At 39.8% G+C, this 26,296-nt stretch carries 28 protein-coding genes; 17 read left to right on the top strand and 11 right to left on the bottom strand.

Annotated elements, in window-relative coordinates:
- Nucleotides 1-77 precede the first annotated feature (77 nt).
- Both ABLC00_RS00265 and ABLC00_RS00260 read left to right on the top strand, forming a co-directional pair.
- Nucleotides 78-800, top strand: a complete 723-nt coding sequence (locus tag ABLC00_RS00265) for an FKBP-type peptidyl-prolyl cis-trans isomerase (RefSeq protein WP_032011748.1) — start codon at nt 78-80, stop codon at nt 798-800.
- A 50-nt stretch (nt 801-850) separates the two neighbouring features.
- A complete protein-coding gene (locus ABLC00_RS00260) occupies nt 851-1,546 on the top strand; it encodes an FKBP-type peptidyl-prolyl cis-trans isomerase (RefSeq protein WP_022574317.1) in 696 nt (231 codons plus the stop codon).
- A 46-nt stretch (nt 1,547-1,592) separates the two neighbouring features.
- On the opposite strand, the gene murJ is transcribed toward ABLC00_RS00260, so the two are convergent.
- Both murJ and ampD read right to left on the bottom strand, forming a co-directional pair.
- Nucleotides 1,593-3,143, bottom strand: coding sequence for a murein biosynthesis integral membrane protein MurJ (gene murJ, locus ABLC00_RS00255; RefSeq protein WP_170318168.1), 1,551 nt, complete (start codon nt 3,141-3,143; stop codon nt 1,593-1,595).
- Between the two features lie 74 nt (nt 3,144-3,217).
- Entirely contained in the window at nt 3,218-3,787 is a 570-nt protein-coding gene (gene ampD / locus ABLC00_RS00250) for a 1,6-anhydro-N-acetylmuramyl-L-alanine amidase AmpD (RefSeq protein ID WP_044423343.1), read from the bottom strand.
- A 171-nt stretch (nt 3,788-3,958) separates the two neighbouring features.
- Between ampD and nadC the strand changes: the two genes are divergently transcribed.
- Nucleotides 3,959-4,804 carry a carboxylating nicotinate-nucleotide diphosphorylase gene (nadC, locus tag ABLC00_RS00245; protein WP_044423342.1) on the top strand — a complete coding sequence of 282 codons (846 nt, stop codon included), beginning with the start codon at nt 3,959-3,961 and terminating at the stop codon, nt 4,802-4,804.
- On the opposite strand, the gene ABLC00_RS00240 is transcribed toward nadC, so the two are convergent.
- The 6 genes from ABLC00_RS00240 to ABLC00_RS00215 form a co-directional block, all read right to left on the bottom strand.
- Entirely contained in the window at nt 4,801-4,968 is a 168-nt protein-coding gene (locus ABLC00_RS00240) for a hypothetical protein (protein ID WP_000938939.1), read from the bottom strand. The genes nadC and ABLC00_RS00240 overlap by 4 nt on opposite strands.
- A gap of 405 nt (nt 4,969-5,373) precedes the next feature.
- The gene (locus tag ABLC00_RS00235; RefSeq protein WP_044423341.1) at nt 5,374-7,542 is read right to left on the bottom strand and encodes a phosphocholine-specific phospholipase C; all 2,169 of its coding nucleotides are present in this window, start codon (nt 7,540-7,542) and stop codon (nt 5,374-5,376) included.
- A 20-nt stretch (nt 7,543-7,562) separates the two neighbouring features.
- Nucleotides 7,563-7,694, bottom strand: a complete 132-nt coding sequence (locus ABLC00_RS00230; protein ID WP_260625487.1) for a hypothetical protein — start codon at nt 7,692-7,694, stop codon at nt 7,563-7,565.
- A gap of 133 nt (nt 7,695-7,827) precedes the next feature.
- Nucleotides 7,828-8,544, bottom strand: coding sequence for a ribonuclease PH (rph, locus tag ABLC00_RS00225; protein WP_001217232.1), 717 nt, complete (start codon nt 8,542-8,544; stop codon nt 7,828-7,830).
- Between the two features lie 158 nt (nt 8,545-8,702).
- Nucleotides 8,703-9,845, bottom strand: coding sequence for an acyl-CoA desaturase (locus ABLC00_RS00220; RefSeq protein ID WP_080754091.1), 1,143 nt, complete (start codon nt 9,843-9,845; stop codon nt 8,703-8,705).
- 30 nt (nt 9,846-9,875) lie between these two features.
- The gene (locus ABLC00_RS00215; protein ID WP_032048300.1) at nt 9,876-10,901 is read right to left on the bottom strand and encodes a ferredoxin reductase; all 1,026 of its coding nucleotides are present in this window, start codon (nt 10,899-10,901) and stop codon (nt 9,876-9,878) included.
- A 173-nt stretch (nt 10,902-11,074) separates the two neighbouring features.
- Here ABLC00_RS00215 and ABLC00_RS00210 point away from each other — a divergent pair, with 173 nt between their 5' ends.
- Both ABLC00_RS00210 and ABLC00_RS00205 read left to right on the top strand, forming a co-directional pair.
- Nucleotides 11,075-11,713, top strand: a complete 639-nt coding sequence (locus ABLC00_RS00210) for a TetR family transcriptional regulator (RefSeq protein WP_000027529.1) — start codon at nt 11,075-11,077, stop codon at nt 11,711-11,713.
- A gap of 136 nt (nt 11,714-11,849) precedes the next feature.
- The gene (locus ABLC00_RS00205) at nt 11,850-12,497 is read left to right on the top strand and encodes a TetR/AcrR family transcriptional regulator (protein WP_002050537.1); all 648 of its coding nucleotides are present in this window, start codon (nt 11,850-11,852) and stop codon (nt 12,495-12,497) included.
- A 78-nt stretch (nt 12,498-12,575) separates the two neighbouring features.
- Here ABLC00_RS00205 and ABLC00_RS00200 read toward each other — a convergent pair whose 3' ends face one another.
- Nucleotides 12,576-13,193 (bottom strand): thiol:disulfide interchange protein DsbA/DsbL, encoded by a 618-nt coding sequence (locus ABLC00_RS00200; RefSeq protein WP_002050528.1) that lies wholly within the window; start codon nt 13,191-13,193, stop codon nt 12,576-12,578.
- 179 nt (nt 13,194-13,372) lie between these two features.
- On the opposite strand from ABLC00_RS00200, the gene ubiG reads away from it, so the two are divergent.
- From ubiG to ABLC00_RS00140, 12 genes are all read left to right on the top strand, one after another.
- Nucleotides 13,373-14,086 carry a bifunctional 2-polyprenyl-6-hydroxyphenol methylase/3-demethylubiquinol 3-O-methyltransferase UbiG gene (gene ubiG / locus ABLC00_RS00195; RefSeq protein ID WP_033854350.1) on the top strand — a complete coding sequence of 238 codons (714 nt, stop codon included), beginning with the start codon at nt 13,373-13,375 and terminating at the stop codon, nt 14,084-14,086.
- Entirely contained in the window at nt 14,083-14,784 is a 702-nt protein-coding gene (locus ABLC00_RS00190; protein ID WP_016803557.1) for an HAD family hydrolase, read from the top strand. The genes ubiG and ABLC00_RS00190 overlap by 4 nt, the downstream gene beginning before the upstream one ends.
- 65 nt (nt 14,785-14,849) lie before the next feature.
- On the top strand, nt 14,850-15,596 hold the full coding sequence (locus ABLC00_RS00185) for a YciK family oxidoreductase (RefSeq protein ID WP_004706106.1): 747 nt from the start codon (nt 14,850-14,852) through the stop codon (nt 15,594-15,596).
- A gap of 216 nt (nt 15,597-15,812) precedes the next feature.
- Nucleotides 15,813-16,223, top strand: coding sequence for an RcnB family protein (locus tag ABLC00_RS00180; RefSeq protein WP_004884020.1), 411 nt, complete (start codon nt 15,813-15,815; stop codon nt 16,221-16,223).
- 224 nt (nt 16,224-16,447) lie between these two features.
- Nucleotides 16,448-16,777 (top strand): RcnB family protein, encoded by a 330-nt coding sequence (locus ABLC00_RS00175; RefSeq protein ID WP_002050532.1) that lies wholly within the window; start codon nt 16,448-16,450, stop codon nt 16,775-16,777.
- A 120-nt stretch (nt 16,778-16,897) separates the two neighbouring features.
- The gene (gene argA / locus ABLC00_RS00170; protein WP_002050496.1) at nt 16,898-18,253 is read left to right on the top strand and encodes an amino-acid N-acetyltransferase; all 1,356 of its coding nucleotides are present in this window, start codon (nt 16,898-16,900) and stop codon (nt 18,251-18,253) included.
- Nucleotides 18,254-18,586: 333 nt separating this feature from the next.
- Nucleotides 18,587-19,555 (top strand): sulfonate ABC transporter substrate-binding protein, encoded by a 969-nt coding sequence (locus tag ABLC00_RS00165; RefSeq protein ID WP_017393473.1) that lies wholly within the window; start codon nt 18,587-18,589, stop codon nt 19,553-19,555.
- 71 nt (nt 19,556-19,626) lie between these two features.
- Entirely contained in the window at nt 19,627-20,610 is a 984-nt protein-coding gene (locus ABLC00_RS00160; RefSeq protein WP_033847005.1) for a sulfonate ABC transporter substrate-binding protein, read from the top strand.
- Between the two features lie 26 nt (nt 20,611-20,636).
- Nucleotides 20,637-21,812 carry an FMNH2-dependent alkanesulfonate monooxygenase gene (gene ssuD / locus ABLC00_RS00155; RefSeq protein ID WP_033847004.1) on the top strand — a complete coding sequence of 392 codons (1,176 nt, stop codon included), beginning with the start codon at nt 20,637-20,639 and terminating at the stop codon, nt 21,810-21,812.
- Nucleotides 21,809-22,606 carry an aliphatic sulfonate ABC transporter permease SsuC gene (gene ssuC, locus ABLC00_RS00150; RefSeq protein ID WP_000031022.1) on the top strand — a complete coding sequence of 266 codons (798 nt, stop codon included), beginning with the start codon at nt 21,809-21,811 and terminating at the stop codon, nt 22,604-22,606. The genes ssuD and ssuC overlap by 4 nt, the downstream gene beginning before the upstream one ends.
- A gap of 13 nt (nt 22,607-22,619) precedes the next feature.
- Nucleotides 22,620-23,420 (top strand): ABC transporter ATP-binding protein, encoded by an 801-nt coding sequence (locus ABLC00_RS00145; RefSeq protein WP_000183286.1) that lies wholly within the window; start codon nt 22,620-22,622, stop codon nt 23,418-23,420.
- 261 nt (nt 23,421-23,681) lie between these two features.
- Complete coding sequence (locus ABLC00_RS00140; RefSeq protein WP_002050490.1) at nt 23,682-24,302, top strand: TetR/AcrR family transcriptional regulator; 621 nt, start codon at nt 23,682-23,684, stop codon at nt 24,300-24,302.
- Nucleotides 24,303-24,337: 35 nt separating this feature from the next.
- On the opposite strand, the gene ABLC00_RS00135 is transcribed toward ABLC00_RS00140, so the two are convergent.
- Entirely contained in the window at nt 24,338-24,904 is a 567-nt protein-coding gene (locus ABLC00_RS00135) for a 5'-methylthioadenosine/S-adenosylhomocysteine nucleosidase (RefSeq protein ID WP_033847003.1), read from the bottom strand.
- An 80-nt stretch (nt 24,905-24,984) separates the two neighbouring features.
- Nucleotides 24,985-26,118 (bottom strand): TDT family transporter, encoded by a 1,134-nt coding sequence (locus ABLC00_RS00130; protein ID WP_033847002.1) that lies wholly within the window; start codon nt 26,116-26,118, stop codon nt 24,985-24,987.
- Nucleotides 26,119-26,296 lie beyond the last annotated feature (178 nt).

Genomic DNA, 26,296 nt, shown 5'->3' with positions numbered 1-26,296 from the left:
ACATTCTATGCTTAAGTCGAAGCATGCTAAGATCGAAGCAGCCTTTTAGACTCAAATGATTATTTTTGGAACCTTTTATGAGTAAAGCCTTACCCATTGCTGTCGCTGTAGTTTTAGGCGGTGCTGCACTTGTACCTGTATATTATGCAACTCAACATCCGACCACAGAAGTCGGACGTAAAGCAGACAAAAATGCTTCTCCAATTCAAAAAATCAGTTATGTTCTTGGTTATGAAGTTGCGCAACAAACTCCTCCAGAATTGGACACTAAGGCCTTTGTTCAAGGGATCCATGATGCTCGTGGCAAGCAACCAAGTGCTTATACTCAAGAAGATTTAAAAGCAGCTGTTGCAGCTTATGAAAAAGAGTTACAACAAAAAATGCAGCATCAAGATAAACCAGAGCACGAGGGTACAGCCTCTGAATCTGCAGACGCACAGTTCCTTGCAGAAAACAAAACTAAAGCTGGAGTAAAAACTACAGCATCAGGCTTGCAATATATCATTACGAAAGAAGGTACTGGTAAACAGCCAACAGCTCAGTCAGTTGTTAAAGTACATTATGAAGGTCGTTTAATTAACGGTCAGGTTTTTGATAGTTCTTATAAGCGTGGTCAGCCAGTTGAGTTCCCTCTTAATCAGGTCATTCCAGGTTGGACTGAAGGTCTTCAACTCATGAAAGAAGGCGGAAAAGCGACTTTCTTTATCCCATCAAACCTTGCATACGGTCCACAAGAACTTCCAGGGATCCCAGCAAACAGTACACTGATTTTTGATGTTGAACTCATTTCAGTGAAATAATAACAATCCAGGAGAGTCGTTATACTCTCCTGTTTTTTTTGGAAAATGGCATGAAAAAAATCAGTTTGGTTATTGCTGCATCAACAATGAGTTTATCGGTTATTGCTGCGACACCTGTAACAAATAAAAGTCCAGCAAAAGATCAGTTTAGTTATAGTTATGGCTATTTAATGGGTCGTAATAATACTGATGCATTAACAGATTTAAATCTTGATATCTTTTATCAAGGTCTTCAAGAAGGTGCACAGAAAAAAACTGCACGCCTGACAGACGAAGAAATGGCTAAAGCAATTAATGAGTATAAGAAAACTTTAGAAGCTAAACAGCTCGTTGAGTTTCAAAAACTAGGGCAACAAAATGCTCAGGCTGGCGCTGCTTTTCTCGCTGAAAATGCGAAAAAATCTGGTGTGATTACAACTAAATCGGGTTTGCAATATCAGGTATTAAAAGAAGGTTCTGGTAAAACACCTAAAGCTACTTCTCGCGTAAAAGTCAACTATGAAGGTCGTTTACTTGACGGGACTGTTTTTGATAGCTCAATTGCACGCAATCATCCTGTAGATTTTCAATTAAATCAGGTTATTGCCGGCTGGACGGAAGGCTTACAAACAATGAAAGAAGGTGGTAAAACTCGTTTCTTCATTCCAGCTAAACTTGCTTATGGTGAAGTAGGTGCTGGTGATAGTATCGGTCCAAATAGTACGTTAATTTTTGATATTGAATTGCTACAAGTTTTGCCAAAGTAATCCTCTAAAATATAAAAAAAGCGATCTAAATTGATCGCTTTTTATTTTAGTGTTTTAAATCTCTTGGTCTAAAGCCACTAATCAATAAGCCAATTAAGTAAGCGATTACGCCTACTACACATAGACCTGCGACCTCAGCAATGCGGATCCATTGAGAAAGCTCGCCGTTATACCAATTTAACCCAAACCAAAGCGCTGCGATCATGGCAAGGTTTGCCAATCCATATTGAACAATCAGTTTTTTCCAATGTGAGCCGAATCGAAAAATATTACGCTTATGTAGATAGAAGTAGAGCAAACCAGCATTTACCAAAGCTGAACCAGAAGATGCCAACGCAAGCGCCATATGTTCAGCCTGCCAATGGGTGAGTTTAAAGAATCCAATAAATACAACGTTTAAAATAGCATTTGCGGCAACAGACATTAAACCCACACGAACTGGTGTTTTAGTATCTTGCTGAGCATAGAAACCCGGTGCAAATACCTTAATTAACATAAAGGAAATTACACCAGCACTCATACATTGCAATGCAAGTGCAGTCATTTGAGTGTCATGTAGGTCAAACTCACCACGTTGGAATAGAGCCTGAATAATCGGTGTAGAAAGCATAAATAAGGCAATACTTGCTGGTAATCCCACCAATACAATAACTTTTGCTGCCCAGTCGATCATACCGCGGAACTTTTCTTGATCTTGCTCAGCATGGCGTGCTGAAAGCGAAGGTAAAATCACTGTACCAATCGCAACACCAATTAAACCTAAAGGTAGTTCTGTCATACGCTCAGCACTATAGAGCCAAGATACCGAACCATCTTGCATGAAAGATGCCCAAATTGTATTTAACAACAGGTTAATCTGAGTTACAGATACGCCAAATAATGCAGGAAGCATTAATTTTAAAATACGTTCTACACCCTCGTGTTTAAAATCAACTTTAGGCGGAATTAGGAGGTTTTTACGCCATAACTCAGGAATTTGTACAGCTAACTGTAAAATACCCGCTGCTACAACTGACCATCCTAATGCTTTAATTGGCTCAGCCATATATGGCGTAAGCCACCATGCGCCAGCAATCATTGCTACATTGAGCAATACAGGTGAAAAAGCTGGGGAAGCAAAAGAACCATAACTGTTTAAGATACTGCTAGCAAAAGCAGTCAATGACATAAACATTAAATATGGAATAGTCAGACGGAACATACTGACCGCTAAATCGAACTTTTCAGGGTCATTATGGAAGCCCGGCGCATACATATAGATGATCGCCGGAGCTAACACCATAGCCACAAAAGTGAGTAAGGTCATGACCGTGAGTAAGCAACCAAATACCCGACTAATCAGGATTTGAACTTCAGCATGTACTCGGCCTGTTTTATATTCGGTTAGTACCGGAATAAAAGCCTGAGAAAAAGCTCCTTCGGCAAACAATCGTCGAAAGAAATTGGGAATACGAAAAGCCACAACGAAGGTATCGAAATCTTTACCCGCACCAAACACGTTGAGCAATACGACATCTCGTACCAACCCCAACACACGTGACAACATCGTCATCGCACTGACAATAAAAGTCGATCGCCATAATGCCATCGTACTCACCTACAGCTATATATTCGAAAGTCGCTATTGTAATGAAACTAGAAAATCTTTTCGTTGTGAAATGATGAATGAACTCAAGTTTTTTTCTGTGTTAACAGTTGTCTAAAATGCTGCCATTTAAAATAAGGACCCGGATCGGTTTTTCGGCCCGGTGCAATGTCTGAATGCCCTGCAATGTGATTCTTAATTTCAGGGTAAGCTTGGCGAATAGCCCTAACCACATCTGTTAGTACGTCGTACTGTATTTCTTCAAAAGGTAAATCATCACTTCCTTCAAGCTCAATACCAATTGAATAATCATTGCATTCAACTTTGGCTAAATAGCTCGAACGCCCTGCGTGCCATGCACGATCATTAAAATTAACAAACTGTAGGACCTCACCTGTTCGTAAAATTAACAGGTGCGTAGAGACCTGCATCCCTTCAATAGTCTGAAAATAGGGATGTACAGACCAATCTAACTTATTTTGGAAAAACTGCTCAATATAGCCTCCCCCAAATTGAGAAGGTGGCAAGCTAATATTATGAACCACAATCATTTGAATTTCGGTACCAGCCGGACGCTGGTTAAAATTTGGAGAAGGAACTTGTCTCGCCCCTTTTAAATGCCCATCTATAACTTCATACGGTGTGATTTGCTTCATTGAGATGCCAATAAATTGCTTGCCAATTGTTTTAGTTTAAAACAGTTATATGCTTTTCAGAGTAGCCAGTACGATTGTTTATCGCGATTAAGCGAATAAAACAGCTTATTTTTAAAGTCGACGGTGCTAATATATCGCAAGTTTTAGGGTCATCGACAAAATGGAAACCGTATGAGCATACCTCAGTCTTTGCTTGAACAGTCAATTCAAATCAATATTCAACAAGCATTACAAGAAGATATTGGGGACGGCGACATTACCGCTATGCTCACACCTGAAGATGAGCAGGCCACTGCAACCATTATTAGCCGTGAAGATATGGTTTTAGCTGGACAGCCATGGGTTAATGCACTCATCTCAGCTTATGACAACACTGTACAGGTGACTTGGTTAAAACAAGAAGGTGACCATGTTGCTGCAAATGAAGCCTTTTTAAAGATTGCTGGTTCTGCACGTAGCTTACTAACTGTAGAGCGCCCTGCTCTAAACTTTATTCAAACATTATCGGCTGTGGCTACAAAAACTGCTGAATATGTTCAACATCTTGAAGGTTTAAATACAAAACTTCTCGATACACGTAAAACTTTACCGGGCCTACGTATTGCACAAAAATACGCAGTAACCGTCGGCGGCGGACAAAATCACCGCCTCGGTTTATTTGATGCATTCTTAATTAAAGAAAACCATATTATGGCAGCAGGCGGTATTGCCCAAGCGATTGCAAAAGCACACCAAATTGCGCCTGGCAAACCTGTTGAAGTCGAAGTTGAAACTTGGGATGAGCTAAACCAAGCGCTTGAAGCAGGTGCAGACATTGTCATGCTCGACAACTTTAGCCAACAACAAATGATTGATGCCGTAAAACATGTGGCTGGACGTTGTAAACTCGAAGCTTCGGGCAATATCACTATTGAAAACTTACGCGAAGTAGCGACGACTGGTGTCGACTATATTTCTATGGGCGTATTGACTAAAGACGTCAAAGCCGTTGATTTATCAATGCGTTTTAATGCTTAAATAAAATCAGCATCATTATTGGTATTTTTTTGCGACTTGGTCATGTCTGCTGCTTGTGTTTTTTGCCATGCTGACTGAGTCGCTTGTGCCCCACTATCCCGTGGGTCGGCAGCCATTAAAACAAAAGTAACTACTGCTAATAATACAATAAAACCTTGTAGCATAAATTTTCCCCATCACTTTAAAAAAATTAGGGTTTCAAGGTAAAAGATAAATATGACCAGGCTTAGGAGATTCTGTTACAAAAGGTAAACCTTTATTTTTATTATTCATCTAAATAATAAGATATTACTCCCCTTCATTTATATTTCCCAACATTAGATTGTGCGAGATGTCATCTACAACCTGCCCAAAATCTATGAATATATTGTTTTTGCAATAAATCAGATATATGCAGGAAGAGAACAAGTTTTGTAGATGACAAATGCATTTGGTTACTTTGGGCGAAACCAAAGTAACGAATTAGCTACTTCCACTGGATGAATAAATGATAAGACTCCGTCGTGCTAGCTAATTTAAAATATGATTAACTTAAGACTTCATCTTAATCATTCATCCATTAGAGCAACTTAAGACTCTAAATAACCCATATATGGATCAGAAATTGAATCTTCTTGAGTTTCTATACGTCCTGCAAAACGGCGACTAAACGTTGCATCATCAGCTAATGTCACCGTAAAGTCATACCAACCACCAAATTCAGACATATCCCAAACCAATTCTTTTTCAGAACTATTGGTTTCTATAGTCCATGTTTTATTTGGTAGATAAGCATTTGCTTTGACTGTGAGCTTGATTGACTTATTACCATCATGACGCACTTTTAAATACAAATTCGCATCACACTCTTCCACACATACTCTAATTTCCGGTAATGCTTGAGTTTGGTTAACTTGGCTCAAATTACCTTTAAACGCACGGTGGAAACCATTTGGTCCGAGTACCCATAAATCGTACTGTCCATTTGTAGTATTCCACACATCATCAAGCTGTTTACCCGCTTCAACCATATAACGGCGTGGAATTGACGTTAGGTCCAATCGGTTATACACATGGAAAACGGCTGCCTGTTTACCCGTATTAGAGAACATCAATTTAACTGTTTTTTGAGTGCCATCAACTTTGGCACTGGTGTGCAAAATATATGGCAAAGCACGTGATGGTCGAATCCCCATTTCCTGCTGCGGAAATTGCTGCTGGCTCGGAACAGGAACTTGGGGCAATAAAGCTTGAGCAACACGAATCGCATCGGCTTCGGCTTTGGTTTTCTTCCCATCTAGTTCAGCAACAGGCAAAAGATTCGGTGTTTTAAAATTAAAAGCCGTTGTTAAATCACCACATACAGCACGGCGGTATGGGCTAATATTCGGCTCTTGCACACTAAAACGTTTTTCCAAGAACTGTAAAATAGAAGTATGGTCAAAGACTTGAGAATTTACCCACCCTCCACGGCTCCACGGCGAAATCACATACATGGGAACGCGTACACCCGGACCATACACTCGCCCATCTGGCTTAGGTTGAGATTTCGAAGTCGCTACTGCTGGATGGTTAAAGTACTCATAAGACACTTGTTGGTCCGTTAAAGTGGTTTTTCCATATACAACACCGTTTATATCTTTAGAAGGTGCACTTGGTGAAGGAACATGGTCAAAGAAACCGTCATTTTCATCGAAGTTCACCAATAAAACGGTTTGACTCCACAACTCAGCATTTTCAGTTAACGCATTTAATACTTCCTGAATATACCAAGCGCCTTGCACAGGACTAGATGGCCCTGGATGTTCACTGTAAGTTGCAGGAGCAACTAACCAACTCACTTGCGGTAATTTACCTTGCGCAATATCAGCTTTAAAAGTTCCTAGAAAACCACCGTCCGGCATGGTATTGGCAATACCTTTATAAAGTGGTTGAGTAGCATCGATTTTTTCATCATATGCTGGACAAGTGAGGGTATCGTTACTGACTGGCTGACCAGATTGCTCATTTGCACGGCGATACTGTTTGAAACCAGCTAAAGGGTTGTCGGTAAAGTTATCTGGCATATTTTGATAAACTTTCCATGTCACGCCAGCTTGCTGTAAACGCTCAGGATAAGTCGTCCATTCATAACCTTCTGTTGATGGGCCAATGCCATCAAATTCGTTGACCACACTCGCAACACCTGCCCCTGTAGGTCCATTAGTTCCCGTCCAGATAAATTTACGGTTCGGGTTGGTTCCCGCATGCATAGAGCAATGGTAGGCATCACAAATGGTAAAAGCGTTGGCTAAAGCAAACTGATATTCAACTTCTTGCTTTTTATAGTAGCCCATTGACTGCGGTTTTTTATATGCCACCCAATCACTCATACGCCCATTATCCCAAGCAGCTTGGCCATCTGACCATGAGTGAGGTGTACCTGAAACACGCTGAGCATTTCCTAAACGGCTGTCGAGATGGTAAGGCAGTACTTTATTTTTCTTAGCATCGTATTGTTCCCATACCTTGCGGCTTTCTGTCATAGGAATGGTAAAACGGTCACCAAAACCACGTACACCTTTTAATGTTCCGAAATAATTATCGAAAGAACGGTTTTCCTGAGTCAAAATCACGATGTGTTTAACATCTTGAATAGTTCCACTTTCAACTTTGGCGTCAATAGCCAGCGCTTTTTGAATACTTAGCGGAAAACTTGCCAGAGCGGCTGTCCCAAACATAGTTTTTGTAGAATTTAAAAGAAATTCGCGACGATTCATTTTTTCATCCTTAATTTTTATTATGGTGCACAGTGCATTTTGCAATTGCTGATTGGTGGTGTTGGCGATGAATTATCTGAGTTGTTGTCATCGTTACAAGCACTGAGCATAAGCGCTAAAGATGTAATTAATAAAAGTGAAAATTTTCGCATTGATTTTTTCCAAACGGTTTAAATGCGAACTACTAATAAAGTGAAAAGGTGACAGACAAGTGATGTTTTTATGTCGATTTGATGAAGGCATAAAAAAACGCATCCGAAGATGCGTTTTTTAGATAACTTGAAATTACCAGCCTAAAGCTTCTTGTTGCTTTTTAATCAGCTCGGCAATTCCTTTTTCAGCCATTTCTAACATGGCATTGCTTTGAGCACGGGTAAAAGGTTTGTCTTCCGCTGTACCTTGAATTTCAATAAACTCGCCAGCTTGTGTCATTACTACGTTTAAGTCAGTTTGACAGTTCGAGTCTTCTTCATAGCAAAGATCAAGCAATACTTCGTCTTGATACATGCCTACAGAAATTGCAGCAACTAAGCCTTTAAGTGGATCTTGCTTAATTTTTTTCTGTGCAAGTAAAACATTCATCGCATCAACCAATGCTACAGCAGCACCAGTGATTGAAGCAGTACGTGTACCGCCATCTGCCTGAATGACATCACAGTCGATGGTAATGGTATTTTCACCCAGCTTTTTCAAATCAACCATCGCACGTAAACTACGACCAATCAGGCGTTGGATCTCTTGAGTACGACCAGTTTGTTTACCACGAGCAGCCTCACGGTCACAACGTGAGTGTGTTGAACGCGGTAACATGCCATATTCTGCTGTTACCCAGCCTTGACCTTGGCCTTTTAAAAAGCGTGGCACTGAGTTATCAATGCTTGCAGTACAAAGGACTTTGGTGTGACCAAATTCGACCAGCACAGAACCTTCAGCATAACGGGTGTAGTTTCGTGTAATTTTCACTTCACGTAATTGGTCTAATGCACGTTGGTCAATACGCATAATCCTTCCTAAATTCTCTTAAATACAAACTTGGGCATAGTATAGCAAAGGATTTTGACAGGTTGAGTTTATTCCCTACTTTCAAATGTAAGTCTGCACTTTTCATGACTTAAAAATAAAAATAGCCCCTTTTTAGGAGCTATTTACTGGTCTATCGATTAGGCAAATTTGAATTTTGCTTTTAATTTTTCTAATGTCTGCATCACTTTTGCAGTTGTGTGGTTTGGTAATGAGCATTTTGCTAAACGCACCCATACACTCCAGAACTGACGCATGAAATTAGCTTCGTTGTAGTTAATGCCGTATTCTGCACAGAGTGCCTTAATTTTCGGTGCTACTTCTTTATAGCGGTTAGCAGGCATATCTGGAAATAGATGGTGTTCAATTTGATGGCTTAAGTTGCCACTCATAAAATGAAGCCATTCTGTACCACTAAAATTACTTGAACCACGAATCTGACGTAAATACCACTCTGCCTTGGTTTCAGTGTCGGTATTATCCGGCTCAAACGTTTCTGCGTCTTCAGTAAAATGACCATTAAAAATTACAGCTGATGACCATAAGTTACGAATAATATTGGCAACTACATTTCCCGCAAAAACTGGTAAAAACATAGGGCCAGAAATCACAGGGAAAAATACATAATCTTTTAAAACTTGGCGTGTGGCTTTTTTACGGACTTTAGCAGAATCTTTCCACACCTGTTTCCAGCTCTTGGTTTTATAAACTAATGCATCTTCAAGATGTAAGTTTTGTACACCTACATACCATTCAAAGAAAAACATTAACTGTAGACCGAGTGGAATATTAAACAGGTGACGAGGTTCCCACTTCTGTTGATCACTTACTCGCAAAATACCATAACCGACATCGTGGTCTTTACCGACAATATTGGTGTAGGTGTGGTGTACATAGTTGTGTGTTTCACGCCAGTCATCACCAGAGGCAATGGTATCCCAATCATAGGTATTACCATTCAGACTTGGTTCATTTAACCAGTCAAACTGTCCGTGCATAACGTTATGACCAAGCTCCATGTTTTCTACAATTTTAGAAATACCCAGTAAACCTGTGCCCAATAACCAGACAGGAGGAATCCAGCCACCAAACATCAACATGCCACGTGATGCGATTTCGGTATAGCGAACAAAGTTACGGACTTTGTAGATATATTTTGCATCTTGCTCACCAAGACTTTTCATAACATCTTGTCGAATCTGTTCAACACGGCGGCCAAATTCTTCAGTTTGTTCCGGTGTTAAATGAGCAGATTTAGAAACAGTAGAAAATTCTAATGCCATATTCATAGGGTTAATCCTCTTTAATTCTTTTTATAGATCAATCGTGACTGGGCTTAATGCCTGGCTCACACATAGTTTAATTGGACGATTCGGTTGGTCTTCAATTTCACCTGTTAACAGGTTTTGAGTGACTCCGCTCACTTTGGTACAACTGCATTTATTGCAAACACCCATACGGCAGCCATGTTGCGGACGTAGTCCCGCCTGCTCTGCACTGCTCAGTAAATTTGTTTCAGCTAAAAATTCGTGTTGAGCACGGCGGAAAATAACAGGCTGTGCTGCATGTGTACCAGTCACTTGAAGTGGTTGGAAATATTCTTGGTGAAGCTGAGACTGGGCTCCTTTTTGCACATAAATTTCATTCGCCTGCTGCATCATGCCGTGGTGCCCACATATATAGGTCGCAGTCTGCGCAAAATCTGGAACAAGCTTTTGTAGTAGGCTTTCAGTTAAATGCTGCTTTTGCTCGGTAGTATTAAAAAAATGATACTGAAGCTGTGGGTACTGCTCTGCCAAAGCTTTTAATGCAGCATGAAAAATTTCCGCACGATTAAAATAAATGACATGAATTTGTTCAAGCTGCTGTTTTAAAGCTTGCTGCAAGAGTGAATAAATTGCAGTAATACCACTTCCTGATGCAATTAAAATTGCAGGCTGCTGACCTTCATGCAAAGTAAAATCACCTTGTGGCTGTGAAATCTCAACACACTCACCCACATGTAACAGTTGAGCTGCACGAGACACCAAGCCTTGTACTTTAATACCTAAAGTGATTTCACCTTGAGTGGTTACTTCAATAATCGAATAGCTACGTTGTTGATAAACGCCATCGATAAGCAACGTCAATAGAATACTTTGTCCCGCACAAACCTGATCGAAATTAAAATTACGATTTGGTTTAAGTCTAATGAGCACCATATCGGTATGAAGCGGCTGAACAGCGGTAACTTCTGCAAGTACCCTTTTCCAAGCCCAAGTCGCGTTAATTTTCTGCAAAACAAAATCAACGAAATCTTCTCGAACCCAATGTGGTTGATAGTTAAGTGTTGCGTTCATACGTTCCTCTTTTGTTTCTGGCTATTTATTTGAGTGAACACATGTTCGTATAGTGAACATATGTACACTATATTTATAAGTGTTCACTCAGTCAACACTTGTTCACTATTTTTTTTATGAAAGTTTGCTCTTTTTTGTTAGACTTTGGCTCACGGTTTAAATAGGTTTTTTTAATGTCGATACGAGATGAACGAAAACAGCAAAGTCGTCAGGCACTTCTCGATGCAGCCTTGCATCTAAGCACGTCTGGGCGTTCGTTCAGTAGTATTAGTTTGCGTGAAGTTGCACGTGAAGTAGGTTTAGTGCCAACTGCGTTCTATCGTCATTTTCAAGACATGGATGAACTTGGGAAAGAATTGGTTGACCAAGTTGCCCTACATTTAAAAAGCGTTTTACATCAACTTGGACAAAGTTATTTACAACATAAATCTGCTAAAACCCAAACCAGTATTGAATTATTTGTACAAGCAGTGAACCATAGTCCAAAGCAATGGCAATTTATGATTGCTGAACGTTGGGGAGGTTCCGAAACCGTTCGTGCAGCCATTGCTAGAGAAATTGAATTTTTGATTGAAGATCTAACAACAGATCTGACTAAACTCGAAAATTTTAAACATATTCAAAACCCTCAAGACTTAAATGTCTTATCTACCATTTTGACCAATATGTCATTTACATGGGCAATGACGTGGCTCAACCTCGCCAAACAATATCAAGGTGAGCAGCTCAAACAGCAACAAACTGCGTTTATTGAAAATGCGTCTACACAAGTTCGCTTACTGTTTAGAGGCATTGCCAACTGGGAACGGTAAAACAGGCAAATGACAAAAAACAGGTTATGTGTTAATACGTAAAGAGTGAAAGAAAAAGGCGAAAATTTCGAGAAAAGTCTTTTTCTTTTTACAGGAAGTAAACTATTCGTTAGGCCAAACTGGTGTGGGAATACCTATGAATCTTGATCGTCATACACAATTTTTGATGCGCAAAGAAAAAATTCTAAGCGTTGCAGAAAAATTGTTACTAGAAAACAATCAGGAAATTACTCTAGATGAATTAGTGGCCGAGCTAGATATCGCAAAAGGTACGCTTTATAAACACTTTAGAAGTAAAAATGAACTTCTGCTTGAACTCATTATTCAAAATGAAAAACAAATTTTAGAAATTTCTCAAAAATATAATACTGATTTCAAAGAGTATGCTCCGCGTTACATGCTCCATCATTTGCTCACACCGGGAAAAACGATTTTATTGCATCAGCTTGAAGAAAATCTGACGATGACAGAGTCTAAGTTGAAGCACCTTTTTGAAGAGCTTTATGAAATTCGCCAGCAACGCATTTTAGCAATTAAAGATATTACAGAAAGTTATTTAAAATCATTAAATTATGACATGTCGATTCGTGACTATTTATCTTATATCTGGTCACTAACTTACGGCGCATCACTACTTTTAAATTCGACTTATTATCAGCGTTCGATTGGTTCTCGCCAAAAATTGATTAATTTATATATTAACCAAGCCTTATCACTACCCACCCAAACCACCAATTTTGATGCGTTAAATTTTCAGATTGAAGACGAGAACTCTCAAAATTAATTGAATGATTTCGTGATTATGAAATAAATTTTATAAAAAAGGGCTTCTGATGAAGCCCTTTTACTAACGCACTCAAAATTATTTTGCTTTACGTTCTTTCTCAATTAAGTAATTAAGTACTTGAGTAACTTTACCATCTTCACCCTGTACAACATACTTACCATTTACCACTACAGCAGGAACGCCTGTTAATTGGTACTGTTGAGCAAGTTTATTTGACTCGGCAACTTTTGCAGTTACTGCAAATGAGTTGTAAGTGCTATTAAATTTTTGTTCAGGCACACCGTAACGAGTAAAGAATTTAGCCGCAGAAGCCTGGTCAAAAATCTGCTGACCATTCACCTGAATTGCATGGAATAATGGTAAATGCGTGCGCTTACGTACGCCTAATGCCTCAGATGTATAGTAAGTACGTGCCCCTTGTTCCCATACTTTGTTCATAGCAGCTGGCGTACGTACGAAACGTACATCGCTCGGAATCTGTTTTAACCACTCTTGCATATGCGGTTCAAGTTTAAAACAGTGCGGACAACCATACCAAAAGAACTCACGAACTTCGATTTTCCCCGGTACTTCCACTTTGCCTGGATTGGCAATTACGGTGTAGTCTTTACCAGCAACGAAATCTGCTGCCATTGCACTACCCGATATGGCCATAATTGCTGCACTCAAACCACCCAAAACCAATTTTTTCATTGTTACAGCTTTTCCTCTAAGTTGTTATGCATTAGCTTATGCCCTAAATATAAAACAAATATGCTAAATTCGTTTTGCTTCTGTGAAGTTTTTTATTGGGTTTATCGCTTTTTTCCCAATAATCGCTACACTAACAGCGAACTACATCAAAAAGATAACCCAAGTTTAGAGGTAGCACCATGTCGCAATTGAATGTTGATTTACAAGAAATCGCAAAATTTGAAGCTCTTGCTGCCAAATGGTGGGATCAACATTCTGAATTTCGCCCACTCCATCAAATTAACCCATTACGTTTAAATTGGATTGATGAACGTGCCGGTGGTCTTGCTGGTAAAAAGGTGCTTGATGTTGGCTGTGGTGGCGGTATTTTAGCTGAAAGCATGGCGCGCCGCGGTGCAGACGTACTCGGCATCGATATGGGAGAAGCGCCTTTAGCAGTAGGTCGTTTACATGCTCAACAAGAAAATGTTCAAAATATTGAATATCGCCAAATTCCAGTTGAAGAGTTGGCTCAAGAACAAGCAGGTCAATATGATGTGGTCACTTGCATGGAAATGATGGAACACGTTCCAGACCCTGCATCTATTGTTAAAGCATGTCAGGCTTTGGTTAAGCCAGATGGCCATGTGTTCTTCTCGACCATTAACCGTAACCCAAAATCATATTTATTTGCCATTATTGGTGCTGAATACGTGTTGCGTATGCTTCCAAAAGGTACGCATGATTATCACAAGTTTATTCGCCCGTCAGAAATGGCACATGACATTCGTAATGCAGGTTTAACTTTAAAAGAAATGACAGGTTTGCACTACAACCCAATTACGAAGCGTTATTGGTTAGCACCAAATGTTGATGTTAACTATATGGTTCATACCGTAAAGACAGGTGCATGATGAAAGCTGTTTTATTTGATTTAGACGGCACTCTCATCGATACCGCTGCCGACTTTATTCGTATTATTCAACAAATGTGCCGTGATGCAAGACGTCCTGTTGTAGAAGCAGACCTTATTCGCACTCAGGTGTCTGAAGGTGCACGCGCCATGGTCAAATTGGTCTATCCAGAGCTGGATGTAACCAATCCAATCTTCTTGGCACATCGACAAAATTTTTTAGATATGTATGGCAATAATATTGTCGTCGATACAGATCTATTTGAAGGGATGTATCCGCTTTTAGCAGAGTTGGAAGCCCAGCAAATACCGTGGGGTATTGTCACCAATAAACCACGTGGTTTAAGTGAATCTCTTCTAGAAAAGCTAAACCTGACTGAACGCTGTGCAGTTTTAGTGTGTCCGGAAGATGTTTCTAAAACTAAACCAGACCCAGAACCGATGTATTTGGCTGCAAAGCAGTTAAATATTCCAGCAGATGAAATTATTTATGTGGGCGATCACCCACGTGATATTGATGCTGGTCGCAATGCCAATATGTATACCATCTTGGCAGCATACGGCTATTTACCTATCGAACATCGCGATGATTTAGCCGCGTGGCAAGCCGATTCGATTGTAAATACGGTGACAGAATTACACGAGATGTTACGTCAAAAGCTTCCTGCTCTACAGGAAAATCAGCGTATGATAAGTTAACACAAGAGTTTTACAGGCTTTTTTAACGGTTATTTATATCAGTATAAAAAGAAGGAGGTTTACCAATGAAATATTCAGAATATCAACCTCGTCCAGATCTACTCAAAGATCGAATTATTTTAATCACCGGTGCAGGTGATGGAATCGGGCGAGCTGCGGCCCTCAGTTATGCTTTACACGGTGCAACTGTGGTTTTGCATGGTAGAACCTTAAATAAACTTGAAGTAATTTATGATGAAATTGAAGGTTTAGGCGCCCCTCAACCTGCAATTTTACCGCTCCAGCTTTCGAGTGCTTCTGATCGTGATTATGACTTTTTAGTCAATACGTTAGAAAAGCAATTTGGACGTCTAGATGGTATTTTGCATAATGCCGGTATTTTAGGTGATCGAGTAGAACTCGCTCATTACCCAGCAGAAGTGTGGGATGATGTGATGGCAGTCAATTTACGTGCACCTTTTGCGCTTACTCAAGCCTTACTCCCACTTTTACAAAAATCAGATAACGCTTCTGTTGTGTTTACCAGCTCTGGCGTAGGTCGCGAAGCACGTGCACTTTGGGGTGCTTATTCAGTATCTAAAGTCGCGATTGAAGCTGTGAGCAAGATTTTTGCAGCTGAGCATACTTATCCAAATATTCGCTTTAACTGCATTAACCCAGGTGCAACACGTACTGCAATGCGTGCTAAAGCTTATCCTGAAGAAGATCCAAAAACATTACCAACACCAGAGTCAATCATGCCAGCTTATCTCTATTTAATGGGTGAAGATAGCCTGACGCTCAATGGTCAAAGTATTGATGCACAGGACTAAATAACTATAGATGAAAAGCTAAAATAAATTACGGCCGATCATCACATCTGGCTTGGCTATACCTGAAAAGATATATACAAGCCTTTTTTATTATTGATAAAACACTGGATTTATCCGTAATTTTAATTGAAGCATTAAATGATCTTCACAGTTTCTCTGCATTTTGCGCGTACAGTATTCAACATGAGAGACATCAGATGTAAACGAGGATGCATCATGAAAAAGTTGTTCACCATCTTAGCCCTTAGCATAACTGTACTGACCACCAGTATGGCAAGCTTTGCTGATCCTCCATTTGACCGAGGACATGGCCAGAAAGGACCTAAAGGTGGGCCTCGTGGTGAATGGAATGATCGTGGGCATAAACATGACCGTGACGATCATGAAGATCGTTTTCGCGATGAGCGTCGTATGCGCGAAGAACGCGGTTTTGAGCGTCTAAAACAACATCGCTGGCAGCCAGGCTATGTTATGCCACAGCATTATCGCGGTAATGGCTATAAGGTCGACTATAGAGACAATAACTTACCTAAACCAGACCGTAATCAACAATGGTACAAAATCAATAATGACTATATTTTAGTCGACACAGATTCTAATAGCATTGTTAGCATTCGTGGTTTATAAAACTGATAGCTCCTCACTCATCAGTTAGTAAAAAAGGATAAAGCCCATTGGTTTTATCCTTTTTTTATTTTTATATCAATAAGATATTAAAAATTTATATATTCTAAATTTCTTCTTATTTCCTAGATATTTTTCACATTTATTGTTCTTAGTCTTCACGATTTATCTGTAATTCTTCACTAATCTTCAATTATCGAAATTTAATTTATCATTCGAGGTTCATTATGAAAAAACTAACAACAGCAATTGTTCTTTCAATGAGTGGTTTAATCGCATCAACAGCGATGGCTGCACCAAATGATCATGACCATCATGATAACTACCGAAACCATGACGTCAGACCAGTCAAAGTAATTCATAAAGATGATCGTGCCAATATCTGGCGAGAAGGCCAAGTCGTACCACATGAATATCAGCACCCACGTTATGTCATCGACTATCGTACGCATGATAAATTGACTAAGCCTGGACGTTTTCAAAAATGGTATAAAGTGAACGGTAACTACGTACTCGTAAATGAGCAAAGTCATAAAATTATCAAAGTGATTCGTTAATTTAATAACCCAACAAACACCCAAATGTAATTTGGGTGTTTTTCTATCTAATACATGCGACTTTAAGCTTTTTTGTTTAGAATCATCTTTATATCTTTTTGCTGTTGATTCGAGATCGGTATGCCAACTAAGTCTTTAGAGAAATCACATAATAACACCCAACATTATGTACATTGGTTCCGACATTCAGCACCTTATATTAATGCCCATCGCGATAAAACTTTTGTTTTAATGTTCGGCGGTGAAGCAGTCCGCGATCCTAATTTTGAACACATTATCCATGATATTGCTTTATTGCATTCACTTGGTATTCGCTTAATTTTAGTCCACGGCGCACGTCCACAAATTAATCAAAACCTTAAAGATAAAGGTATCGAAACACCTTTTTATGACAATAGCCGTATTACCACACGTGAATCATTAAGCTGTGTCATGAGTGCTGTCGGTTCTATTCGTTTAGAAATCGAAGCATTGTTATCTATGGGCTTAGCTAACTCTCCAATGTACGGTGCTCGCATAGACGTCGTATCAGGGAACTTCGTAACAGCTAAACCTTATGGTATTCGTGATGGTATGGATTTTCAGCTTACAGGAGAGGTTCGTTCCATAGACACCGACGCGATTGAACGCCATCTTGATAACGATAATATTGTTTTACTTGGTCCAACTGGCTATTCAACCACAGGTGAAGTATTTAATTTAAGAGCTGAAGAAGTTGCAACGAAAACTGCAACCTATTTAAAAGCAGATAAATTAATATTTTTAGGTGAGCAACAAGGTTTGCTCAATGAAGAAGGACAATTATTGCGTGAATTAAGTCCGCATCAACTTGACTACTATATTCAGCAATACCAAACCACCAGTCCAACTCTAACTCTACATTTAGAAGAAGCAAAAAAAGCTTCTCTGTCAGGTGTACATCGTGTTCATTTAATTTCATATGCCTATGATGGCGCACTTATTGAAGAACTGTTCACACGTGATGGTGTAGGTACTATGATTACCGATGCACATTATGAAGAAGTTCGTATGGCGCATATTCAAGATGTTGGCGGCTTAATGAACTTATTACGCCCGTTAGAAGAAGAAGGTATTTTGGTTTATCGTTCACGTGAACGTTTAGAGCAAGAAATTAGCCAGTTTGCGGTTATTGAACGAGACGGTATGATTTTGGCCTGTGCTGCTCTTTATCCAATTCCGACGGAGTTTAACGAAACTCGTTCAGCAGAAATTGCTTGTGTAGCAGTACACCCAAGTTATCGTAAATCGAACCGTGGCAGCCAAATTTTGCAATTCCTTGAAGAAAAGGCCAAACAACAAGGCATTCGTCAATTATTTGTTTTAACAACCCGAACTGCACACTGGTTTTTAGAACATGGTTTCCACCAAGTCACCGTTGATGAGTTACCAAATGCCCGTCAGGCACTTTATAACTATCAAAGAAATTCTTTAGTCTTTAAAAAACTGCTTCCTTAGTCTTTGCATTTTTTAAGATATTCTTATTTCAGATAAGCTTAGTCCAAAAAGTACAACCATAAATACGATTAATGTATGGTTGTACTTTTTTTAAATCTTTAAATTTTCTTCATTTCATATTTTTCATTTTATTTACAAAGCCTTAAACACCATTTTCTAAATATTATTCTGTTTAATAAATCTTTTTTTTTCATAAGTTTATCGCCGAAAGTTTTTAGTTTTTTTTTGCATAAATAAAGACCGAATACTTATTTTTTATGGAATAAAAATCCCTTTAGGGTATCTGCTCATCCAATTATTTTTCTTTTTCTCTTTCGGGGAGCACAAAACCACATGGCACTTTTTAATTCCACTTCATGGGCAAAATATTCAGTCATTGCTGCCAGCCTTGCGGGAGTGATGATGCTAGGTGGTTGTGCCAAAAAAGAGGAACACACCACCACAACTCTAAATATTGGATACCAGAAATATGGCATCCTTCCTATTTTAAAAGCACGTGGTGACTTGGAAAAAGCACTAAAAGACCAAGGTGTACAAGTGAAATGGGTTGAGTTTCCTGCGGGACCTCAATTACTTGAAGGTCTAAATGTCGGAAGCGTTTCATTAGGTGAAGCAGGCGAAGCACCTCCTATTTTTGCTCAAGCGGCCAATCCAAATTTAGTCTATGTTGCAAACCAACCGGCTGCACCAAAAGCAGAAGCATTATTGGTACAAAAGGACTCTCCTGTTCACTCTATTCAGGATCTAAAAGGCAAACGTGTCGCACTGAATAAAGGTTCGAATGTTCACTACCTTTTATTAAAAGTCTTAGAAGCAAATCACTTGAGCTTAAGTGATATACAACCTGTTTATTTACCACCATCAGATGCGCGTGCAGCCTTTGAAAAAGGAGCTGTCGACGCATGGGTGATTTGGGATCCGTTCTTTGCAGCAGCTGAACATCAAATTCAAGCTCGTGTTTTAGCGACTGGTGAAAATTTGGTGAGCAATCATCAGTTCTACTTGGCTGATCGTAAATTTGCAGAAAGTAATCCGAAAGTACTCAACACTGTTGTGCAAACGTTAAATCAGACAACTGAATGGGTCAGCACACACCAAGATGAGGCTGCCAAATTACTCGAAAAACCTACGGCACTTGAGTTTGATGTACTCAAAACGTCCATTTCGCGAATGGGTTTTGGAGTTCAGCCAATATCTGACAAGGTCGCCCAAGAACAACAATATGTAGCTGATGCCTTCTACGCGCAAAAGCTCATTCCCAACAAGCTCACCATACAAGAAGCCATTTTAAAACTGAAATAAACCTAGCTTTGGCACAGCTTAAATAACGATATAAATGCTGTGCCTTGCCTTAAGGGAACAAGGGTATCAATATGCAAGATCAGTCATTATTTAAGAAGAGTCAGTGGACTCGTTTAGTTAAGCGCTTTAGCGCGCTCGCTGTATTTGGTTTAACAATCGCAGCGCCTGCTTGGGCAATTGACCCAACTGTAAAAGAACTGCGTATCGGTTTCCAAAAAAGCTCGATTAACTTCGCGATTGCCAAGCAACAAAAACTATTTGAACAAGAATTTCCGAATGCCAAAATCACTTGGAATGAATTTCCCGCTGGCCCTCAAATTTTAGAAGCTTTGGCTGTTGGCTCACTCGATGTTGGCGTTACTGGAGACACGCCACCAGTCTATGCTCAAGCCGCTAGCAAGCCTTTATATTATATTGCTTATGAAGCAGCTAAACCTTTAGCGTCGGCAATTTTAGTTCCAAAAAACTCACAGCTTACTCAACTTAAAGACCTGAAAGGCAAACGTATTGCGCTACAAAAAGGTTCTAGCTCACATTACCTACTTGTACAGGCTGTGCGGAAAGCGGGCTTAAAATGGAGCGACATTACGCCAATTTGGCTCACACCTGCCGATGCTCGCGCTGCATTCCAAAAAGGTGCCGTTGATGCATGGGCAATTTGGGATCCTTACTACGCTTCAGCACAATTAGAAGACCAAGCTCGTGTTCTTGCATCTGGTAAAGGTCTAAGCCCGAACTATACCTTTTATTTAGCCGCTCCAAATTTTGTTAAGCAATATCCAAAAGCTGTTCCTGAACTCATCAAACAAATCAATCAAGCCGACAAATGGGTTCAAAGCCATCAAGCAGAAACAGCAAGTGCGATTGGCCAAAGTACAGGCTTAAAACCTGCAACTAGTGATTTATTCATTAAACGTCGTCCACGTCCATCAGCAGCAGCTCCTCTTAACAGCAAAGTTATTGCTGAACAACAGCAGCTTGCAGACATCTTTACTCAACAAGGCATCATTCCAAAACCAATCAGCATTAAACAAGCTGTTTGGGGTGCCAAGTAATTTCAATAGACATATAGGTAATGCACATGAAAATTTTCTGGTTTATTCCTACCCACGGTGATAGTCGCTATTTAGGTACAAGTAAAGGCGCTCGTCAGGTTGACCATGCCTATATGAAGCAAATTGCTGTGGCAGTAGATAATTTAGGTTATGAAGGTGTACTTATTCCAACGGGCCGTTCATGTGAAGACCCATGGATTACGGCGGCAAGCCTAATCGATGCAACTCAGCACCTTAAGTTTTTAGTTGCGTTACGTCCGGGTGTAACAACACCAGCTTTAGCTGCGCGTATGGCTGCAACTTTTGACCGTCTGTCCAATGGCCGTGTATTACTCAACTTGGTAACAGGTGGCGATGAAGCTGAACTACGCGGTGACGGTTTATATGAAGATCACTCAACGCGTTATCAAACTGCCAATGAATACGTAAAAATCTGGCGCGAAATTTTGACGCGTTCACATACAGGTGAAGCTTTTACATTCCACGGCGAACGCTTACAAGTCGATGATGCAAAACTACTTTATCCACCTGTTCAAAAACCTTACCCACCTCTTTGGTTTGGCGGTTCCTCAGATGTCGCGGTCGACCTTGCGGCTGAGCAAGTGGACACTTACCTCACTTGGGGAGAACCGCCAGCGGCCGTGAAAGAAAAGATCGAACATGTTCGTGCAAAAGCGGAGGCTAAAGGCCGTAAATTAACTTATGGCATTCGCTTACATGTCATTGTTCGTGAAACCAACGAACAAGCATGGGCAGCTGCTAACGAACTTATTCAGTATCTAGACGATGCAACTATTGCTGCAGCACAGAAAAAATTTGCACAAATGGACTCTGTAGGCCAACAACGTATGGCCGCGTTACATGGCGGTAATCGAGACAAACTTGAAGTATCTCCAAATCTTTGGGCAGGTATCGGTCTAGTCCGCGGTGGTGCAGGTACAGCACTTGTCGGCGATCCAGCAACCGTTGCTGCACGTATTCAAGAATATGCAGATTTAGGTATCGATACCTTTATTTTCTCAGGCTATCCACACCTTGAAGAGTCAATCCGTTTTGCAGAGTTAGTATTCCCATTATTACCAATCGAGACCCGAGCTAAACTTGCTCAGCCAAATTTAACCGGTCCATTCGGTGAAATCATTGCCAACAACTATGTTCCAGACGAGAAGAAACAAAATAGTTCCGTCAAGGAGCCTGCATGAGCAAAGATATAAATATTGTTTCACGTGGAACGAAACAAGTCGGGCAGCGTCTGCTGCCTTGGATTTTCCCGATTGTTCTATTGGTTGTTTGGCAAATCGCATCGAGTTCAGGCCTTTTAGAAAATCGTATTCTGCCGGCTCCTACGGCTGTCGTTTCTGCTTTTTGGCATCTACTCATTAGCGGCGAGCTTTGGCAGCACGTTAAAGTCAGTGCAGGACGAGCCTTACTCGGACTATTTATTGGTGGTGGTTTAGGTTTGCTATTGGGTCTGCTCAATGGGTCTTCGCGTTTCGCCTCTACCCTGCTCGATACAACCTTGCAAATGATTCGTAACATCCCAGCATTAGCACTTATTCCACTGGTTATCTTGTGGTTCGGTATTGATGAAACAGCCAAATTATTTTTGGTGGCGGTCGGAGTCTTCTTCCCTATTTATATCAACACCTATCACGGTATTCGTTCAGTCGATCCCCAATTGATTGAGATGGGTAAAAGCTATGGCCTTTCCCGTTGGCAGCTTTACAAAGAAATTATTCTACCGGGTGCGATGCCTTCTATTTTAGTCGGTTTACGTTTTGCATTAGGTTTGGTTTGGGTGTTGCTCATTGTAGCTGAGACTATTTCAGCACAAGCAGGTATCGGTTACATGACCATGAATGCACGAGAGTTTTTGCAAACAGATGTGGTTCTGGTCGGTATTCTTCTTTATGCCCTATTAGGCAAATTAGCCGATGTTCTAGCGCAACTTTTGGAACGTTATTTACTACGCTGGCATGCCGGTTATCAAAAATAAAGGAGCTTAAAATATGACAAATCTGAATTTAAATATTAATCAGAATGACGTAGAGCTCATTCCAGAAAACCATCCAGAGTCACAAGAACCTGTGGTAGGCGCAGAGATTCTGATTGAACAGCTTTATAAGTTTTATGGTGAAGTTAAAGTTCTTGAAGATCTTAACCTTCATATTCAACCGGGTGAATTTTTAGCTATTGTTGGTCGTAGTGGCTGCGGTAAAAGTACTTTATTGCGTTTAATTGCCCAACTTGAAAAAGCCAGTTTTGGAGAAATCAAATTTAAATCTGCCCGACATTTGCGTGAAGGTATTACTAACGATGACATACGGGTTATGTTTCAAGACCCCCGCCTACTTCCTTGGAGAAATATTCTTCAGAACGTTCAACTTGGGCTACCAAAATCGCAACATGCTTTGGCAGAAGAATTATTAGAGAAAGTAGGTTTAAAAGAAAAAGCGGGACAATGGCCTTCACAGCTCTCAGGTGGCCAACGTCAACGTACTGCCCTAGCCCGTGCGTTATCTCATACTCCCCGTATTTTATTATTAGATGAACCTTTGGGTGCATTAGACGCGTTAACTCGTCTTGAGATGCAAAGCTTGATTGAGCGCTTGTGGAAAGAGCAAGGTTTTACTGCCATTTTAGTCACACACGATGTAAGTGAAGCAGTGCAACTGGCTGACCGTATTATATTGTTAGATAAGGGTCAGATTGCTCAAAGTTTTCAAGTTAATTTGCCGCGTCCACGGAAAAAGAGCATCACTTTTGCCCAGCTTGAACAACAAGTACTCGACGCAGTCTTAGCAACTTAAGGTTGAGATGAGTAATGAGAACCATTTCAATAACAAAATGCCCAATTAACGAGCAATAAAACTGATGATTTATTGCTCTTTTTTAGGGCGAATATAAAAAAATATTTTTAAGAATAACAATAAACTAGTGAATCTCTCTATTTTTTGCACAATAGTATATCTATTGCTCAAATAACTATCCGTTTTTTCACTAAAAAAGTGAGACACCTGTGCACAAATCAAACGATTTACCTTACAATGGGAGCACTATCTTTTTAATTTATGCAGCAAATGGAACAAAAGAAGAGTACTCAAAAGCGCAATCAGCTTCTTGCTGCCGCCCTTGATGTGTTTTCACTATATGGGTTCAGTGGTGCAAGTCTGGATGAAATTGCCCAACTCGCTGACATGCATAAGTCGAATATTTTCTATTACTATGAAAATAAAGAGTCTTTATATGTGGAAGTGCTGACCACAGTTTTACAAAAATGGCTTGCTCCCTTACAAACTTTAGAAGCTGAGTTAGAACCAGCCGAAGCTTTGTCTCACTACTTAATACAAAAAATCGAACTTTCTCGTAGCCAACCAAAGGCTTCGCGATTATTTGCTTTGGAAATTATCCAAGGGGCACCACACATTTTGCCTATACTGAAAGGGCCTTTGAAAAAGCTATTTAAGCGTAAAGCTAAGGTTATTCAGACATGGCAAGAAGAAGGAAAAATTTCTCCAGATATCGACCCTGAGCTGTTAATACTTAATATTTGGGGGCTTACGCAAAACTATGCTGATTTTGCCACTCAAATGGAAATGGTAACCGGGAAAACACTGCGTAACCGCAGTATGTTCCAGCGCTCGATTGAGCATACAGTACATATGATGCTCTACGGCGTATTACCTCGCTAAAATAAAAAAGATCGGCAAATTTGCCGATCTTTTTTTTAGAAATGATTTTGATAAAGAGTCAAGAGCTTTTGCGCACCCAATAATAAATTTTCTTCCCAATCTAAATGAGCGGTATCGTCTGCGCCATCAGTAATATACTTGACTGAAATTAGGCGTACACCTAGCTTATGGCAAACTTTGGCTAAGGCATACCCTTCCATATCCACCACATCACAAGCGACTTTCGGCTGACCCGTTTCAAATGAGTCCCCTGTCCCGCAAATGCCTTTTGGTAAATCAGCAAAATGTGGTTGAAGATGAATTGCAGCGGGCAAGTGATCATCTAACGGCGTTACACCTACTTCAAACCCTAATGGTGAAACATCCATATCACGTTGTACAAAGGTTTTTACTTCAACTAAATCATGTCGATTAAAAGACGAACTTCCAGCTGTACCTAAGTTAATTAGAGTTTTACAGCCTGTTTTTTGAATAACTTCAAATGCTTTAAAAGCAGCGTTGATTTTACCTATACCACTGTAATGGACTTCAATACCTGCTTGCTCAAATAAACCTTTAGATTCATTAGGAAGTGCCATAATTAAAGCGATATCTTTGTTCATTCAAAAAGGCTCAATTCAAGATTAATAAATTAGAAAATAAGTATAAATCAGGTGCAAAAGCTTTTTGCACGTTTTTACCACTACTGCATTTTTTGTTGTAAAGCTACCAAACATGGAGAAAAGAACAGCTTGCCACTATATGCGCCAGCTAGGGTTTTCTTCATTACTACGCTCCACATTACAAGTAATAAAATACTGAATGCCACAGCAACGTATTGTAGAAATATAACTTCAATCTGATGACTTAGATTAAATAAAGCCAAAATAAACACACCAAATGGGAAAGTTAAACCCCACCAACCCAAGTTAAACGGAATACCTGTTTTTGCATGACGAAGTGTTGTTAAAATCGCAAGACCTAGCCACCATAACCCGAACCCTAAAAGTACCAGACTACCCACAACGCCTAATGCTTGAAATACATGGGCAAACTCAGAAAAGTCAACATTTACCAATACTCTTTTTGCCTGTTCACCTAGCAACAATAGACCTAAAGCACCTGTGCCAATTGGGCCTAAAGATAACCAGCTAGAAATTGCGACTTCTTTTTCTGGTAACTGATGCAAAGCCATACGCAACATTAAAATCGTTAAAATGGCAAATGCAGGTAATACAGAAATTCCCCAGAGTACATATCCCGCTAACAATAAATGAAAGCTGTGAAAATCTGCTGGTAAATGTGCAACCAACATGCCCGCAGAGCTTGCAGCGACTTCACAAGCAACCACAGGTAACAACCAAATTGCAGTCATGGTATGTAGCTTATGATTCTGACGGCTAAACATGCAAAATGGTACGATCCACGCAATTGCTAACGCTAAAAAGACATCGATGTACCATAAAGCTTGGGCAATATGGATTGCTACTTCACCATAAAGCCCGATTCCGAAGCTTAAAAAGCCATTTAGTATGGTTGCAAGTCCCATCGGTATAGCGCCTAAAAACAAGCTCATATTTGGATGATTAAATATTTGCTTCGCTTCATGTGGGAATAGTAACCACCGCAATAAATAGAGAACTGAAAAAACACTAAATAGAACAATATTAAATTGCCATAACAGTGTCGCCAGCATAAATAAAAATGATTTGGCAAATGGTAGCTGAATTAAAATCATACTCACCACACCAGTACCCATAGTTGCTGTAAACCAATTTGGGGTAAAATGCCGTATAACATCTTTACTTTGATTTAATTGGTAAAAGGGTCTTTTCATCTTAATTCTCTAATCAAAGAGTGGATGAAACTATAGTAGGATAAATTAATAATAAGAAAAATTGATTTATCTTTATTTAATTCATCAATTTTTTAGATATAACAGATATTCATATTGAAAAATACCTGAGTAAAAACACAACAACAAGACGAATCTGTGAGATTATGGCAATATATAG

The sequence above is a fragment of the Acinetobacter nosocomialis genome (genome assembly GCF_041021905.1).
Classification (GTDB): domain Bacteria; phylum Pseudomonadota; class Gammaproteobacteria; order Pseudomonadales; family Moraxellaceae; genus Acinetobacter; species Acinetobacter nosocomialis.
This window is presented reverse-complemented; position numbering and strand designations above follow the sequence as displayed.